This window comes from Mesorhizobium sp. PUT5 (assembly GCF_052216645.1).
Lineage (GTDB): Bacteria > Pseudomonadota > Alphaproteobacteria > Rhizobiales > Rhizobiaceae > Mesorhizobium.
In genome coordinates, this window is sequence record NZ_JBQOSO010000003.1 from 3,638,930 (window position 1) to 3,654,527 (window position 15,598).

Annotated in this window: 13 protein-coding genes; 7 read left to right on the forward strand and 6 right to left on the reverse strand. The window is 68.0% G+C overall.

What is annotated here, in order from left to right; all coding sequences use genetic code 11:
• Nucleotides 1-11: 11 nt before the first annotated feature.
• A complete protein-coding gene (locus ACTDI4_RS19325) occupies nucleotides 12-809 on the reverse strand; it encodes an N-formylglutamate amidohydrolase (RefSeq protein ID WP_442842687.1) in 798 nt (265 codons plus the stop codon).
• Between the two features lie 145 nt (nucleotides 810-954).
• Between ACTDI4_RS19325 and ACTDI4_RS19330 the strand changes: the two genes are divergently transcribed.
• The 6 genes from ACTDI4_RS19330 (at nucleotide 955) to ACTDI4_RS19355 (ending at nucleotide 8,300) form a co-directional block, all read left to right on the forward strand.
• Nucleotides 955-1,782, forward strand: coding sequence for a MurR/RpiR family transcriptional regulator (locus ACTDI4_RS19330; protein WP_442842688.1), 828 nt, complete (start codon nucleotides 955-957; stop codon nucleotides 1,780-1,782).
• Nucleotides 1,783-2,018: 236 nt separating this feature from the next.
• Nucleotides 2,019-3,170: an efflux RND transporter periplasmic adaptor subunit gene (locus ACTDI4_RS19335; RefSeq protein WP_442842689.1), complete on the forward strand. Its 1,152-nt coding sequence runs from the start codon at nucleotides 2,019-2,021 to the stop codon at nucleotides 3,168-3,170.
• A 13-nt stretch (nucleotides 3,171-3,183) separates the two neighbouring features.
• A complete protein-coding gene (locus tag ACTDI4_RS19340; RefSeq protein ID WP_442842690.1) occupies nucleotides 3,184-6,315 on the forward strand; it encodes an efflux RND transporter permease subunit in 3,132 nt (1,043 codons plus the stop codon).
• Nucleotides 6,316-6,476: 161 nt separating this feature from the next.
• Nucleotides 6,477-6,941 carry a MaoC family dehydratase gene (locus tag ACTDI4_RS19345; protein ID WP_442842691.1) on the forward strand — a complete coding sequence of 155 codons (465 nt, stop codon included), beginning with the start codon at nucleotides 6,477-6,479 and terminating at the stop codon, nucleotides 6,939-6,941.
• A 114-nt stretch (nucleotides 6,942-7,055) separates the two neighbouring features.
• On the forward strand, nucleotides 7,056-7,697 hold the full coding sequence (locus ACTDI4_RS19350) for a TetR/AcrR family transcriptional regulator (protein ID WP_442842692.1): 642 nt from the start codon (nucleotides 7,056-7,058) through the stop codon (nucleotides 7,695-7,697).
• A gap of 354 nt (nucleotides 7,698-8,051) precedes the next feature.
• The gene (locus tag ACTDI4_RS19355; RefSeq protein ID WP_442842693.1) at nucleotides 8,052-8,300 is read left to right on the forward strand and encodes a DUF680 domain-containing protein; all 249 of its coding nucleotides are present in this window, start codon (nucleotides 8,052-8,054) and stop codon (nucleotides 8,298-8,300) included.
• Between the two features lie 44 nt (nucleotides 8,301-8,344).
• On the opposite strand, the gene ACTDI4_RS19360 is transcribed toward ACTDI4_RS19355, so the two are convergent.
• From ACTDI4_RS19360 to ACTDI4_RS19380, 5 genes are read right to left on the reverse strand one after another with little or no spacing between them, the layout of a single operon-like run.
• A complete protein-coding gene (locus ACTDI4_RS19360; protein ID WP_442842694.1) occupies nucleotides 8,345-8,575 on the reverse strand; it encodes a hypothetical protein in 231 nt (76 codons plus the stop codon).
• Between the two features lie 57 nt (nucleotides 8,576-8,632).
• Entirely contained in the window at nucleotides 8,633-9,196 is a 564-nt protein-coding gene (locus ACTDI4_RS19365) for a sarcosine oxidase subunit gamma (RefSeq protein ID WP_442842695.1), read from the reverse strand.
• The gene (locus ACTDI4_RS19370) at nucleotides 9,189-12,182 is read right to left on the reverse strand and encodes a sarcosine oxidase subunit alpha (protein ID WP_442842696.1); all 2,994 of its coding nucleotides are present in this window, start codon (nucleotides 12,180-12,182) and stop codon (nucleotides 9,189-9,191) included. Before ACTDI4_RS19370 ends, ACTDI4_RS19365 begins: the two co-directional genes overlap by 8 nt.
• Nucleotides 12,179-12,475 (reverse strand): sarcosine oxidase subunit delta, encoded by a 297-nt coding sequence (locus ACTDI4_RS19375; protein WP_442842697.1) that lies wholly within the window; start codon nucleotides 12,473-12,475, stop codon nucleotides 12,179-12,181. Before ACTDI4_RS19375 ends, ACTDI4_RS19370 begins: the two co-directional genes overlap by 4 nt.
• Nucleotides 12,476-12,494: 19 nt before the next feature.
• Nucleotides 12,495-13,748 (reverse strand): sarcosine oxidase subunit beta, encoded by a 1,254-nt coding sequence (locus ACTDI4_RS19380; protein ID WP_442842698.1) that lies wholly within the window; start codon nucleotides 13,746-13,748, stop codon nucleotides 12,495-12,497.
• Between the two features lie 223 nt (nucleotides 13,749-13,971).
• Between ACTDI4_RS19380 and ACTDI4_RS19385 the strand changes: the two genes are divergently transcribed.
• Nucleotides 13,972-15,477 carry a helicase HerA domain-containing protein gene (locus tag ACTDI4_RS19385; RefSeq protein ID WP_442842699.1) on the forward strand — a complete coding sequence of 502 codons (1,506 nt, stop codon included), beginning with the start codon at nucleotides 13,972-13,974 and terminating at the stop codon, nucleotides 15,475-15,477.
• Nucleotides 15,478-15,598: the final 121 nt, after the last annotated feature.

A 15,598-nucleotide genomic window follows, 5' to 3' on the forward strand; every position in this document is an offset into this window, starting at 1 on the left:
GTTTCCTCCTCCTACCGCAAACGGCCCTGCCCGGGCGCCGGCTCCGCGATTTTCCCCATGCTGGCGAGCGCGACCGCCAGCCGCGCCGCCCAGGCGGCCTGTCCGGCGTCGCTGGCGATCTCGTCGTTGCGGATCTCGATCATCGCGCAGGGCATGCCGCGCGCCCTGGCGTGCTTTTCCAGCGTGAAATAGACCCCGTCGGCGGGCGAGTAGGGTTCGTTGGCCCCCACCACGAACTCGCCGGGGCGCTCCAGCGCCGCGATCAGCGGCGCGGCCAGCCTTTCGTCCTCGTCATGGATGATGCCGACCTGCCAGGGCCGGTCCACGCCCTTGTAGACGGGCGTGAAAGAATGCACGGAAACCAGCCGGCTTTCCAGGCCGCGCGCCAGCCTCTCCTCGATCACGGCGTCGATCGCATCGTGGAACGGCTGCCAGCAACGGGCGACGCGCGCCGCGCGCTCGGCATCCGAAAGGCCGGCATTGCCGGGAATGGCGGTGGTCTCGCTCACCGCCGGGATCAGTCCGGGGGCGTCGAGCGCGCGGTTGCAGTCGAGCACGAGGCGCGACACGCAGGTCTCGACCAGCACGGCGTCGAGCATCTCGGCCATGCGGCGGGCCACCGGCAGCGCGCCGGGATCCCAGGCGATATGGCGGCTCAGGTCGGCCTCCGGCAGGCCGAGCGTGCCGAACTCCGGCGGCAGGAAGTTCGAGGCGTGGTCGCAGGTCAGCACATAGGCGCCCGCTCCGTCCGGGTTCGTCACCCTGACGGACTCTGCGGCTGCGCGGCCTGTCGGACGTATCTCCCCCATCGGTCCCCCATCCCCGGGAAGCGCGTATCGTATGTTACGATTTTTGTTTCGTTGCGCTTCTGCGGATGATTTCATACATTTTCCCGGGGTTTGTCAAATGGGTTTTGAGAAGCCGCGCAGGCGGCCGGACAGGGGGAGGAAGACGATGGGCGCGAGCGTTGCCGAGTTGATCGCCGAACGCATTGAAAGCATGCCGGCAGGCGAGCGCCGCGCCGCCCAGGCGCTGGTCGCCCACTATCCGGTGGTCGGGCTGAAGACGGTCGCCGAGTTCGCGCAGGCGGCGGGCGTGTCCTCGCCCACCATATTGCGGTTCGTGTCGCGGCTCGGCTTCCAGAACTACCCCGAGTTCCAGTCCGCCCTGCAGGACGAACTGGCCGCGCAATTGCAGTCGCCCGCCTCGCGCACCTACAACCCGCCCTCGGGAGCGGGCGGCCCGGCCTCGCCCATGCTTGAGGCTACGCTGGAGAACCTGCGCGAGACCTTCCGGCACATCTCCGAGCGCCAGGTCGCCGAAATCGTCGACAAGCTCGCCGACCGGCGCGGCCACATGTTCCTCATGGGCGGGCGCTTCACCGATCCGCTGGCCCGCTACATGGCCGCCCACCTGACCATCGTGCGGCCCAACGTCCACCATCTTGCCGGGCAGGAAAGCATGTGGCGCGACCGGCTGATCGACATGGGCAAGCGCGACGTGCTTCTGATCTTCGACATCCGCCGCTATCAGGAGAGCCTCCTGCGCTTTTCCGAGAAGGCGCACCAGCGCGGCGTGCAGATCGTGCTGTTCACCGACCAATGGCTGTCGCCGATCGCCCGCTTCGCCCGCCATGTCATTGCCGGCCGCACGGCCGTGCCCTCGGCCTGGGATTCCTCGGCGGCGCTGTTCGTGGTGGCCGAGACGCTGATCGGCGCCCTGACATTGCGGCTCGAAACCGAAAGCGCGGCGCGCATCCGCGAGATGGAGAACCTGCGCTGACCTTGCGCACCCGCCGGACCGCGCCGGGAAGCGGCCGTCCGACGGCGCATTTCGGCCCGGAAGGAAGCCGGCCGCTGCCGCTTGTCGCCAACCTTACGCAGATTTAATGTGCGCACAGGTCTGACAATTGTCATATAGGCTGGTGTAAGACGCCGTTTCGCACATGTCGGGGTGTCGCGTCGTCTGTCTGGGGAGGGAGATTCCGCGGGCGGATTTTTTTGCAGACCGGAGTGCCGATGGCCGCCTGGAAACAAATTCTCGTTGCCGCCGTGATCCTCCTGGCCGCGGCCGTCGCCTGGGCAAGCTTCTTCCCCGGCGCGCCTGAGATTCTCGCGCGCTGGGGCATGGACTGGGCCGTCGCCTCGACGCCGAAGACCGAGCCCGGCGACGGCGCCCCCCGCCAGAATGCGGCCGCCGTGCAGGCCATGGTGGTCGCGGCACCCGTGACGTCTGCCACGATCAACGACCGCCTCCAGGCGATCGGCACCGGCCGTGCCGCCGCCACCGTGGCGGTGAACCCCTATGCCGCCGGCCGGCTGCTCGAGTTCCAGGTGACCTCGGGCGCCCATATCGAAGCGGGTCAGGTCATCGCCAGGCTCGATTCCGAAACCGAGGAGATCGCGCTGGAGCGCGCCAAGGCCCAGCGCGACGACGCGCGCGCCAAGGTCGAGCGCATCCGCGCGCTGCGCTCCTCCAATACGGCGACCGCCGTGCAGCTCACCGACGCCGAGCTGGAATTGCGCAACGCCGAGCTTTCCGTCCACGACGCGCAGTTGGCGCTGGACCGCCGCTCCGTCACCTCGCCCATCTCCGGCGTCGTCGGCATCCTGCCGATCGAGGCCGGCAACTACGTCACCAGCCAGACCGCCATCGCCACCATCGACGACCGCTCCTCGATCCTGGTCGACTTCTGGGTGCCGGAACGCTTTGCGGCCGCGGTCCAGATCGGCTCGGCGCTGACTGCCACGCCGCTTGCCAATCCCAGGAACGTCTTCGAAGGCACGGTCACGGCCATAGACAACCGCATCGACGACAAGAGCCGCACGCTGTGGGTGCAGGCCACCATCGCCAACCCCGCCGATTCGCTCAGGGCCGGCATGTCGTTCCAGATCGGAATGAAGTTCTCGGGCGACACCTATCCCGCCGTCAGTCCGCTGGCCGTGCAATGGGGCAGCGACGGCGCCTTCGTATGGACAGTCGACAACGGCAAGGCCCGCCGCGTGCCGGTGCGCATCATCCAGCGCAACACCCAGACCGTGCTCGTGGACGCGCCGATCGCCAGCGGCGACATGGTGGTGACGGAGGGCGTGCAGGCCGTGCGCGACGGCGGCGACGTGATGATCGCCCGCGGCGCGGCCCAGCCCGTCGACGCCCCGGCCGGCTCGTGACCGGGGCCGGTCGATGACGGATACCTCCAAAGGCAGCGACACCGGCTTCACCGCGCTGTTCATCCGCCGGCCCGTGCTGGCCTTCGTGCTGAACACACTGATTGCGGTTGCGGGCCTGGCGGCCTTCTACGGCGTCGAAATCCGCGAATTGCCGGACGTGGACCGCGCCGTCATCACGGTCAGCACCGATTTCACAGGCGCCGCCGCCGAGACGGTGGACCGCGAACTGACCGACGTCATCGAAGGTGCGGTCGCCCGTGTCTCGGGCGTGAAGTCGATCTCGTCCACATCTTCCTACGGACGCAGCCGCGTCACCATCGAGTTCAACGACGGCGTCAACCTCAACGTCGCCGCCTCCGACGTGCGCGACGCGGTCGGCCGTGTGGCCGCGCAGATGCCCGAGGAGGCCGACCCGTCGCGCATCGTCAAGGCCGACGCCAATTCCGACGCCGTCATGCGCCTGGCGGTGACCTCCGATTCCATGCCGGTGGAGGACATGACCACCGTTGTGGAGGACCAGATCGAGGACACGCTGGCGGCCGTGCCGGGCGTGGCCGACGTGCAGGTCTATGGCGACCGCGAGAAGATCTTCCGCATCGACGTCGACCAGGCGCGGCTGGCCAGCCTCGGCTACACGGTGGCCGACCTGCGCAATGCGCTCTCCACCGTGGCCTTCGACACCCCGGCCGGCTCGATCAGCACCTCCAACCAGAACCTGATCGTGCGCACCACCGCCGACGTGACCACGCCGGAAGCCTTCGAGAACATCGTCGTCGGCGGCAATACGCGCATCCGCGACGTGGCCAGCGTGACCATGGGGCCGGACGTGGGCCAGTCCACGCTGCGGTCCGACGGCAAGACCGGGATCGGCATCGGCATCGTGCGCGCGGCCGAATCCAACACGCTCGACATTTCCAAGGGCGTGCGCGCGGCGGTGGCCAAGCTCCAGCAGGAACTGCCCAAGGGCATGTCGATCAAGGTCACCAGCGATGACGCCGCCTTCATCAACGGCGCCGTCCACGAGGTCGAGATCGCGCTGGTCCTGGCCGTGTCGATCGTGCTGATCGTCATCTATGTCTTCCTGCTCGACTGGCGCGCCACGCTCATCCCCGGACTGTCGATGCCGGTGGCCATGATCGGCACCATCGCCGCAATCTGGCTCGCCGGCTTCTCCATCAACATCCTCACCCTTCTGGCGCTGGTGCTGGCCACCGGCCTGGTGGTGGACGACGCCATCGTGGTGCTGGAGAACATCGTGCGCCGCCGCAACGAGGGCATGGGCCCTCGCGCGGCCGCCGTTCTGGGCGCACAGGAGGTGTTCTTCGCCGTTGTGGCCACCACCGCCACCCTGGTCGCCGTGTTCGTGCCGATCTCCTTCCTGCCCGGCCAGACGGGCGGCCTGTTCCGGGAATTCGGCTTCGTGCTGGCCATCTCCGTGCTGCTGTCCTGCGTGGTGGCGCTGACGCTGTGCCCCATGCTGGCCTCGCGCATGCTGTCGGGCGCGGCTCTCCATCACGAGGGCGGAGGCGGCGGCATCGGCGGGCGCATCGGGGCCGCGCTCGGCGGTCTCTACCGGCGCTGCCTGCATGCCTGCCTCAACGCGCCGTGGATCGTGGTGCTGGTGGCGCTGCTCTTCGCCGGCACCGCATTCACGCTGTTTTCCACCATCCGCCAGGAACTGACGCCGACCGAAGACCGCTCGGTGGTGCTCTTGCGCATCAACGCGCCGCAGGGCGTCAGCCTCGACTATACGGCATCCCAGATGCGCCGCATCGAGCAGCTCATCCAGCCGCTGCGCGAGTCCGGCGAGATCGAGAGCACCTTCGAGAGCGCCGGCAACAACGGCGCCTACAACACCGGCTTCATGGTGATCACGCTGGCGCCCTGGGAACAGCGCAGCCGCAGCCAGCAGGAGATCATGGCGCAGATCTCCGACCTGGCCCAGGACATCCCCAGCCTGCGCATCTTCCCCATCCAGCCCAACAGCCTGGGCATCCGCGGCGCCGGCAACGGCTTGCAATTCGCGCTCGTCGGCAACGACCGCAAGGCGCTGGGCGAGGCGGCGGACAAGATCATCGACGCCATGCGCGACGACCCGCGCTTCGTGCAGCCGCGCCTGTCGGTCGACCCGACCCAGCCGCAGCTTTCGGTCGCCATCGACCGCGAGCGCGCCTCCGACCTCGGCATCGACATCAGCGGCCTTGCCAACACGCTTCAGGCCATGCTGGACGGCAACAAGGTGGGCGACGTCTACATCGCCGACCGCAGCTATGCGGTGAAGCTGGTCTCCACCACCAATCCGATCAACGACCCCACCGACCTGGAAAACATCTTCCTCAAGACGGAGGACGGCCGCTACGTGCCGATGTCAACCATCGCGACGCTGACCGAGCGCGCCGTGCCGCCTTCGCTGACGCGCGAGCAGCGGCAGCCCTCGGTCGCCATCACCTCCAACCTGCGCGGCGACTTCGCGCTGGGCAACGCACTCACCCGCGCGCAGGAGATCGCCGCGCCGCTGCTGCCGCCCGGCGCGCGCGTGGTGCCGCTGGCCGAGGCCGCGACGCTGGGCGAGACCAACAGCGGCATGGTCACCATCTTCGGCTTCGCGCTGGTCGTCATCCTCCTGGTTCTGGCCGCGCAGTTCGAGAGCTTCGTGTCGGCCGTCATCATCATGGCCACGGTGCCGCTCGGCCTTGCCTGCGCCATCTTCGCGCTGCTGCTCACCGGCACCAGCCTGAACGCCTATTCGCAGATCGGCCTGGTGCTGCTGGTCGGCGTCATGGCCAAGAACGGCATCCTGATCGTGGAGTTCGCCAATCAGTTGCGCGACCGCGGGCTCGGCGTGCGCCAGGCGATCGAGCAGGCCTCCAACATCCGCCTGCGCCCGGTGCTGATGACCATGATCTGCACCGTGCTCGGCGGCCTGCCGCTGGTTCTGGCCAGCGGCGCGGGCGCGGAAGCGCGCATCGCGCTGGGCTGGGTGATCGTGGGCGGGCTGGGGCTGGCCACGGTCTCCACGCTGTTCCTCACGCCGGTCGCCTATCTGCTGCTGGGCCGCTTCGTCACGCCCAAGAGCCACGAGCAGGCGCGCCTCAAGCGCGAACTGGAGGAAGCCGCCTATACCAATGTCGAGCCTGCCGAGTGATTTGACGGCGCCCGCGCGATCCAATAGAGCAATCCCAGGAAAAGTGGAAACCGGTTTCCCGTGTGGAATTGCGTAAAAACAAAAGGATAGCGCGCTTTCGCGGCTCGGGGAAAAGCGGAAATGCGGCAGTCGATGTGCGGGACCGCGGGGGACGAAACCGGATGCAGCCCATCAGCCTCGAGACATTGCTTGCCAACGTCGGCCATGAGGTCGGCGTTTCGCCCTGGCGCGATGTCACGCAGCACATGATCGACCTGTTCGCCGACGCCACGGACGACCATCAGTTCATCCATTGCGACCCCGAGCGGGCTGCGCGCGAAACACCCTTCGGCGGCACCATCGCGCACGGCTTCCTGTCGCTGTCGCTCTTGTCGACCATGGCTTTCGAGACCCTGCCGCCGCTCGAAAAGAGCAAGATGGGCGTCAATCACGGCTTCGACCAGGTCCGCTTCCTGGCACCGGTGAAGACCGGCTCGCGCATCCGCACGCGTTTCGTGCTGGCCGACGTCAAGGCGCGCCCCTCGGGCTGGGTGCAGATGATGCACGACGTTACCATCGAGATCGAAGGCTCGGCAAAGCCGGCGCTCACCGCGCGCTGGCTGACACTGACCTTCATCGAACCCTAGACGAAGGACGCCTGAGAGACGTCTCCGCGGTGCGCCGGCAGCGGCCTCCCCTTGCCGGTGCCCGTACCGCGTATATATTCGCACAGGAAGCAGGGCAGGAAAGGCAGGCCGGGATTGCCGCTCACCGCGCAGACACGCCGCGAGCAGCAGAAGGCTGCGATGCGGTCCGAACTGATCGCCGCCGCGCACAAGCTGGTGCAGGAGGAAGGCTATGAGGGCCTGACCATCCGCAAGCTGGCCAAGCGCGTCGGCTATGCGCCCATGTCCGTTTATTCCTATTTCGCCGACAAGCAGGACATCCTGCTGGCGCTTGCCCAGGACGCGTTCGAAACGCTCGCGCGCCGCATCGAGGAGAACCGCTCCGACGACCCCCTCGAGGCGCTGAAGGCGGTGATGGTGGAATATGCCGCCTTCGGGCTGGGCAACCCCAACGAATACCGCATCGTCTTCATGACCGAAAAGGTCAGGCCCCAGACCGGCAAGACCTTCGCGGAGATGACCGAAGGCAATCCTGCCATGAAGGTGCTGGTCGCGCGCGTGGAGGCGTGCGTGGCCACCGGCAAGCTTCGGGGCGATCCGCGCGCCATCGCCACCATGCTGTGGGCGGTGGGCCACGGCACCATCTCGCTGCTGATCACGTTCCCCTTCTATCCGTTCGGCGACCCGCAGGCCTTCGTGGCGCGGATGTGCGAGTTCAGCCTCGCCTCTCTTGGCGCTGGCGACGTGCCGCCGCTGGCGCAGGCACCCGGATGTTGAACGGCGGCTGACGCGGCGCGCCCGCAAGACCGTCCCGCCGCGCCGACTATCGGGCATACCCTCCCCATCCTTTTGGATGAGCCCGCGCAGTTGGCTGCGCAACTGGCGGATGCGTCAAAATTTATTCATTGTTGAAGCCTGCAGTGCGCCTCTCGCTGCCAGGCGCCATGCGGCCGGCAGCCCAAGGTGCGGGCAGTTCGACTTTCCCGATGCGATACGGACCAAAGTCGCCGACCGGACCTTTGTGAAATTGTACATGTACGATTTTTGGGCTTGCGACATGCGGCACGCGAACGTACATAGACGACATTCCGTACACGTACGGAAAAATCCACGACGCCGATGGAGGCGACCATGAAGAAGACAGTTCTTGCCCTTGCCGTGCTGATCGTTCTTTCGGGCGGCGCCCTGGCCAAGGAAGCGGCAAAGGACGGCCATGCGCCGGCCGCGCCGTCGTCATGCACGCATAAATCAGTGAAGCTCGACTGCGCGGCGACAGGCTCGACCGCCAAGGCAGGTCCAGCTCAGGAAACGGGCACGACCGGCAAAAAGCCGCGCCTCGGCATCGACATCGATCCCTGGATCATGCCGAACACGTTCTGAGCACAGCCACAGTGATGGCTCCGCCGCAGTCGGAGCGGCCGCCGTTACCGGCCTTTTTTCCGGCCGGCCACGGTTTTGGCCCGGCCGGGATTGCCCGGCGCGCCGGAAATGCTCGTGCCGGTGATGGAGACGGGATCGCTGGCCGGAAAGGTGTCCTCCAGCCCCTCCTCCAGTTCCTGCTGCATGTCCTCGGCGCGGCGCTCCTGCTCCAGCGAGCGCACGGCGGCGGATTTCTTCGGCTTCGCGCCGGCTGCGGGTTTCGACGGACTGGCCATGAGACGTCTCCCTCGGTCTTCGCAGCGCAACGGCGCTGCCGCAAGAAGGTTCCCGCGTCAGACCGCCGCGTCGCGCGCCGCCTCCAACAGCAAAGCAAGGACATAGTCCGAGAACGAACGCCAGCACTCCACCCGGAAGGCGTCGTCGGCCGTGCGCAGGAGCACGATCTCTGCCTTACCCAGGACCGTGCGCGAGCAGGCCCCGGCCGGGAAGGCGGCCGGCGAAAGGTCCTGAGGGCAGCCGGCATTGAGCACGGCCTCGGCCGCCGGGCCGGAAACCGCGATGGCGATGTTGCGGTGCGACACGCCGACGGCCGAATGCAAGGCCCTGGCCTTGCCGCAGTCGGCAAGCGGATCGCCGCCGGCCTCGTCGATGACCAGCCATTCGTCCGGGCCGAGCCACAGCGCCGTGCGGCCGCCCTTGGCCGCCGAGGTCTTGGGTGCCTTGGGCAAGGTCAGGCCGAGGGCCCGCGACAGCGAATTCATCGACGCTTCCGGCGCGCGCAGCACCACGCGCTCGGCCGGCGGCAGCACCGCCACCTGCGCGGCGGCGGCCGAAACCTCGCGCCCGGCCAGCGCCGGCCGGCGCTCGGCGGACACACTTGCTGCAGCCTCAGCCATTGAGACGCTCCCCCTTCTCGTCGAAGAACACGGTTCCCGTCACCTCGACCTCGACCGTCCCGTCCGGCATGGGCACGTAGAGCGTCTGGCCCAGACGCTCGCGCCCGTTCTTGACCAAGGCGAGCGCGATCGAGCGGCCGCAATTCTGCGACCAGTAGGACGAGGTGACGTGCCCGATCATCTTCATCGGGATCGGCTGGTCCGGATGCTCGACAAGATGCGCGCCCTCCTCCAGCACCACCTTCGGGTCCCTGGTCTTCAGGCCGACGAGCTGCTTGCGCCCCTTGGCCACGAGGTCCGGCCGCTTCAGGCCGCGGATGCCGACGAAGTCGGCCTTCTTCTTGCCGACCGCCCAGTCCAGCCCGGCATCGTTCGGCGTCACCGTGCCGTCCGTGTCCTGGCCGACGATGATGTAACCCTTCTCGGCGCGCAGCACGTGCATGGCCTCGGTGCCGTAGGCGCAGGCGCCCTGCTTCTGGCCTTCGGCCCACAGCGCCTCCCACACCGCCTCGCCATAGTCGGCCGGCACGTTGACCTCGAAGCCGCGCTCGCCCGAGAACGACATGCGGAACAGCCTGGCCGGCACGCCGCAGATCCTGCCTTCGCGCACCGACATATGCGGCATGGCCGCATCCGACATGTCGATGCCTTCCACCAGCGGCTCGATGATCTTGCGCGAATTCGGCCCCTGCACGGCGATCACCGCCCATTGCTCGGAGATGGAGGTGAGCCACACCTGCAGATGCGGGAACTCGGTCTGGAGATAGTCCTCCATGTGATTGAGCACGCGCGGCGCGCCGCCCGTGGTGGTGGTGACGTGGAAGCGGTCGGCCGCAAGGCGGCCCACCACGCCGTCGTCGTAGATGAAACCGTCCTCGCGCAGCATGATGCCGTAGCGGCAGCGGCCGACCTCCAGCTTCTCCCACGGGTTGGTGTAGAGCAGTTCCATGAACTTGGCCGCATCCGGCCCCACCACCTCGATCTTGCCCAGCGTGGAGGCGTCGAACAGGCCCGCGCTTTCGCGCACCGTCACGCATTCGCGGTTGACGGCGGCGTGCATGTCTTCCCCGCCGCGCGGGAAATACCAGGCGCGCTTCCACTGGCCGACGTCCTCGAACACGGCGCCGTGCCGCTCGGCCCAGCCATGGGTGGCGGTGCGCCGGGTCGGGTCGAACAGCGCCCCGCGCGACAGGTTGACGATGGCGCCGAAAGTCACCGGCGTGTAGGGGGGGCGAAAGGTGGTGAGCCCAACCTCCGGCATCGGCTTGCCCAACGTCTCGGCCGCGATCGCAAGCCCGTGCAGGTTGGAGGTCTTGCCCTGGTCGGTGGCCATGCCGTTGGTGGTGAAGCGCTTGACATGCTCGATGGAGCGCATGCCCTCGCGCACCGCCTGGCGGATGTCCTTGGCGGTGACGTCGTTCTGGAAGTCCACGAAGGCCTTGACCTTGGCGTCCGGCCCGGCGCCGGGGGCTGCGCCCAGCATGCCGCGCGACCAGTTCTCGCTCGCCTCCACCTTGGGCTTGGGCGTTCTGGCGCTCTTGCCGCCGGCTTCCTTCGCAGCCTTGGCGCCGGCTGCAAAGGCCTCCTCCAGGCTGGCTGCCAGCCCGTCGGTGCCGTTGCAGGCGCCGACCGAGACGCACTCCTGCGCATAGGCGCCCGGCACGAAACGGCGCGTGTCGGGGTTGAAGGCGACCTTGCCGCGCGACTGCGAGAACAGATGCACCGACGGCGTCCAGCCGGCCGACATCAGCAGCGCGTCGACGGGGATGGTGCGCTCGCTGCCGCCGTTCTTCGGCTGCACCGTCATCGACGACACCCTGAGCTTGCCGCCGACGCGCACGACCGCGCGCCCGTCGTGGATCTCGATGCCCGCGGCGCGCGCCTGGTCGATCAGTTCGCCGGCCGGGTTGTCGCGCAGGTCGACGATGGCGGCGATGTCGACGCCGGCCTTCTTCAGGTCGATGGCGGCGGCATAGGCCGAATCATTGGCCGTGTAGACGCCGACCTGCCGGCCCACCGCCACGCCGTAGTGGTTGAGGTAGGTGCGCGCCGCCGAGGCCAGCATCACCCCCGGCCGGTCGTTGTCGGCAAACACCATGTGCCGCTCGATGGCGCCGGTGGCCAGCACCACGCGCCTGGCCCGCACCTGCCACAGCCGCTCGCGCGGAAGGTCCGCGCCGGGAGCGGCCAGATGCTCGCTGACGCGCTCCACCAGTCCGACGAAGTTCTGCGCATAATAGCCGAAGGCGGTGGTGCGGGTCAGCACGCGCACATTGTCCATGGCCTTGAGCCGCGCGATGGCGGCCTCTGCCCAGCTCCAGCCGTCCTGGCCCTCGATGCGCGCCCCGTTCTCGAAGCGCAAGGCACCGCCCGCCTGCGCCTGCTCGTCGGCCAGGATGACGCGCACCCCGGTCTCGGCAGCGGCAAGGGCCGCGGCAAGGCCGGCAGCGCCCGCGCCCACCACCAGCACCTCGCAATGGGCAAAGCGCGAAGCGTAGCGGTCGGGGTCGGGCAGGTCCGGCGCCACGCCGAGGCCGGCCGCGGCGCGGATATTCGGCTCGTAGAGGCTTTTCCAGGCCGATTTCGGCCACATGAAGGTCTTGTAGTAGAAGCCGGCCGAAAAGAAGGACGAGAAAAGATCGTTGACCGCGCCCACGTCGAAGGACAGCGAGGGCCAGCGGTTCTGCGAGCTGGCCTTCAGCCCGTCATAGAGTTCCTGCACGGTGGCGCGCACATTGGGCGTCTTGCGCGCCGCGTCGCGCTCGACCTGGACCAGGGCGTTCGGCTCCTCCGCCCCGGCCGACAGGATGCCGCGCGGGCGGTGGTACTTGAAGGAACGGCCGACCAGATGCACGCCGTTGGCCAGCAGCGCCGATGCCAGCGTGTCGCCCTCCACGCCCGCATAGGAAACCCCGTCGAAGGTGAAGCGGGCCGCCTTGGCGTCCTTCAGCCGGCCTGCCTTGGATACGCGGAAACTGGCGCTCATTTCGCAGCTCCCGGCAGTTTCGACGGCTTTTTCTCGCCGGCCTTGTAGGTCATGACGAACTTGTCGCTGACGGTGTCGCGCACCGCGTTGAAGAAGCGTGCGCAGCCATGCACGTGCCGCCAGCGCTCATAGGCGATGCCCTTGGGATTCGAGCGGATGAAGAAGAAGGCCTCGAACTCCTCGTCGCTGATCGAGGCGATATCGGCCGGGCGCACGACATGCGCCTCGCCGGCGTTGCGGAATTCCAGTTCCGGGCGCTCTTCCTCGCAATAGGGGCAGCGGATCAATAGCATTTCGTCCCCCTCGCCTTTCTCAGTGCGCCACGGCGGCGGCGGCCGCCTCGTCGATCAGCCGCCCGGTGCGGAAGCGCTCCAGCGTGAAGGGCGCATTGATGGCATGCGGCTCGTCGCGCGCGATGGTATGGGCAAAGACGTGGCCGGAGCCGGGCGTGGCCTTGAAGCCGCCGGTGCCCCAGCCGCAATTGACGTAGAGCCCCTGAACCGGCGTCTTGGCCAGGATCGGCGAGCGGTCGGGCGTGACGTCGACGATGCCGCCCCAGGAGCGCAGCATCTTCATGCGCGTAAACATGGGGAACATCTCGCAGATCGCGTCGAGCGTATGGTTGAGGATATGGAGCCCGCCCGTCTGCGAGTAGGAGGTGTACTGGTCGGTGCCGGCACCGATGACCAGTTCGCCCTTGTCGGACTGGGAGATATAGGCATGCACCGTGTTCGACATGACCACGCACGGGAACACCGGCTTGACCGGCTCCGACACCAGCGCCTGCAGGGGATAGCTCTCCAGCGGCATGCGTATGCCCGCCATGTCCATCAGCACCGACGTGTGCCCCGCCGCGACCACGCCCACCTTCCTGGCGCCGATGAAGCCCTTCGAGGTCTCCACGCCCGCCACCGTGCCGTTCGCGGCGCGCCGGATGCCGGTGACCTCGCAGTTCTGGATGATGTGGACGCCGCGGGCGGCAGCGCCCCGCGCATAGCCCCAGGCGACCGCGTCGTGCCGGGCCGTGCCGCCGCGGCGCTGCAGCGCCGCGCCCATTATCGGGTAGCGCGCATCCTTGGAGATGTTGAGCAGCGGGCAGAATTCCTTGGCCTGCTCCGGCGTCAGCCATTCGTTGTCGACGCCGTTCAGCCGGTTGGCATGGATATGGCGCTTGAAGCCCTGCACGTCGTGCACGTTGTGCGCCAGCATCATGACGCCGCGGGCCGAATACATGACGTTGTAGTTGAGTTCCTGCGAAAGCCCCTCCCACAGCTTCACGGCGTGGTCATAGATGCCGGCCGACTCGTCGTAGAGGTAGTTGGAGCGGATGATGGTGGTGTTGCGGCCGGTGTTGCCGCCGCCGAGCCAGCCCTTCTCGATCACCGCGACATTGGTGATGCCGTGCTCCTTGGCCAGGTAGTAGGCCGTGGCCAGCCCGTGCCCGCCGGCGCCGACGATGATGACGTCATAGTCCTTCTTCGGCTCGGGCGAAGACCATTGCTCCTCCCAGCCCTTGTGGCCGCGCATGGCCTCGCGGGCTATGGCGAATACCGAATATCTCTTCACGTTCTGGCCTCGCGCCCGAATTCTCCGGATTGACCCCCGGGCCTCTCCACCCGACCGGCGAGATGTATCACTACCGAAAGCGCCCTGTCACCCATGCGCTGTTTGCGACGGCGAGCGCCGCTGTGGACAGGCCTGCTTGCGGCATCCGGCCTGTGGGTATCGGCTTGACGCGGTTCGAATCCCGGCGGCGCGGTGATAGGAGAGGGCTCCGCGAGGGAATGCGATGAAGGTGGACATTGACATGGGCACGGTTTCCGCGGGGAAGCCGGCCATGCTCGATCTGGAGGAATTGCTGGCGACCCGATTGCTCGTACAGGGCAATTCGGGCTCGGGAAAGTCGCACCTTTTGCGCCGCCTGCTGGAGCAGAGCGCGCCATGGGTGCAGCAATGCGTGATCGACCCGGAAGGCGATTTCGTCACACTGGCCGACAAGTTCGGCCATGTCGTGGTCGATGCCCAGCGCACCGAGGCGGAACTGACGCGCATCGCCGGCCGCATCCGCCAGCACCGCGTCTCCGTCGTGCTCAACCTGGAAGGCCTCGACGTCGACCAGCAGATGCGGGCCGCGGCCGCCTTCCTCGGCGGCATGTTCGACGCCGAGCGCGACTATTGGTATCCGGTGCTGGTGGTTGTGGACGAAGCCCAGCTCTTTGCCCCCGCGGCGGCCGGCGAGGTCTCGGACGAGGCGCGCAAGCTTTCGCTCGGCGCCATGACCAACCTGATGTGCCGCGGCCGCAAGCGCGGGCTCGCCGGCGTCATCGCCACGCAACGGCTGGCAAAGCTGGCCAAGAACGTGGCGGCCGAGGCCTCGAACTTCCTCATGGGCCGCACCTTCCTCGACATCGACATGGCGCGCGCCGCCGACCTGCTCGGCATGGACCGGCGCCAGGCCGAGATGTTCCGCGATCTGGCGCGCGGCCGTTTCGTGGCGCTGGGCCCCGCCATGTCGCGCCGGCCGCTGCCGGTAGCCATCGGCCCGGTCGAGACGTCGGCGCGATCGGTCAGCCCGAAGCTGATGCCGCTGCCCGAGGCCACAGAGGACGCCCGCGACCTCATCTTCACGCCCGGCCCCGAGGAAGCCAGGGCACCCGTGCGCCGGGCGCCGCCGCAGCCCATTCCCACCGCCGACCTGATCGCGCAGCTTTCGCGGCCGCAGCCGGCGCCGGAATCGCCTGAGCAGCCTTCCTTCGCCATCATCGACGAGGCCGAGCGCGAGGCCGGCATCGAAACGGTGATGCGCGACATACTGGAAGATGCCGATGCCGCCTTCCGCACCGATGCCGTGCTCTACCAGGATTTCCTGGTGCGCTGCCGCATACGCCGGGTGCCGGGCGAGCCGCTGGCGCTCCCCGCCTTCCGCCGCAAGCTGGCGGTGGCGCGCGCCGGCGTCGATCCAACGGTCGCCAAGGGCGAAGCATGGCCGCAGGCGCTTTCCCTGTCGGAAAAGCTGCCCGACGACGTGCAAGGCGTGTTCCTGGTGGTTGCGCAGGCGGCGATCGCCGGCGCCCCCTGCCCTTCCGACGCCACGCTCGCCCGCACCTATGGCAGCCATTCGTCCCGCCGCGCGCGCCGGCTGCTGAGCTATTTCGAGGAGCAGGGGCTGCTGGTGGTGCGCACCGACTTCCACGGCCAGCGCATCCTGGCCTTCCCCGACCTCGGCTGCGAGACCGCGCCGGGCGACCCCGAAGCCCCCGACGATGCGGGCGAGGCCCGCGACGCCGCCGAATAGCGCCCCTGCGCCGCAGCCGGCGCGCGCCGCGGCGCGGCGTTTTCCGGCTCCGCAAGCTGCCCGGCAAATCGCGGAACAGTCCGCCGATTCCGCTCGACAAGCCTGCCTGATTCTGCTATCA

Excerpts from the sequence above, each read along its gene's own strand:
- ACTDI4_RS19330 (WP_442842688.1), top strand. The coding sequence starts at position 955 with ATGGGCGCGAGCGTTGCCGAGTTGATCGCCGAACGCATTGAAAGCATG.
- ACTDI4_RS19370 (WP_442842696.1), bottom strand. The coding sequence starts at position 12,182 with ATGAGCGCCAGTTTCCGCGTATCCAAGGCAGGCCGGCTGAAGGACGCC.
- ACTDI4_RS19365 (WP_442842695.1), bottom strand. The coding sequence starts at position 9,196 with ATGGCTGAGGCTGCAGCAAGTGTGTCCGCCGAGCGCCGGCCGGCGCTG.
- ACTDI4_RS19325 (WP_442842687.1), bottom strand. The coding sequence starts at position 809 with ATGGGGGAGATACGTCCGACAGGCCGCGCAGCCGCAGAGTCCGTCAGG.
- ACTDI4_RS19340 (WP_442842690.1), top strand. The coding sequence starts at position 3,184 with ATGACGGATACCTCCAAAGGCAGCGACACCGGCTTCACCGCGCTGTTC.
- ACTDI4_RS19345 (WP_442842691.1), top strand. The coding sequence starts at position 6,477 with ATGCAGCCCATCAGCCTCGAGACATTGCTTGCCAACGTCGGCCATGAG.
- ACTDI4_RS19375 (WP_442842697.1), bottom strand. The coding sequence starts at position 12,475 with ATGCTATTGATCCGCTGCCCCTATTGCGAGGAAGAGCGCCCGGAACTG.
- ACTDI4_RS19385 (WP_442842699.1), top strand. The coding sequence starts at position 13,972 with ATGAAGGTGGACATTGACATGGGCACGGTTTCCGCGGGGAAGCCGGCC.
- ACTDI4_RS19335 (WP_442842689.1), top strand. The coding sequence starts at position 2,019 with ATGGCCGCCTGGAAACAAATTCTCGTTGCCGCCGTGATCCTCCTGGCC.
- ACTDI4_RS19360 (WP_442842694.1), bottom strand. The coding sequence starts at position 8,575 with ATGGCCAGTCCGTCGAAACCCGCAGCCGGCGCGAAGCCGAAGAAATCC.
- ACTDI4_RS19355 (WP_442842693.1), top strand. The coding sequence starts at position 8,052 with ATGAAGAAGACAGTTCTTGCCCTTGCCGTGCTGATCGTTCTTTCGGGC.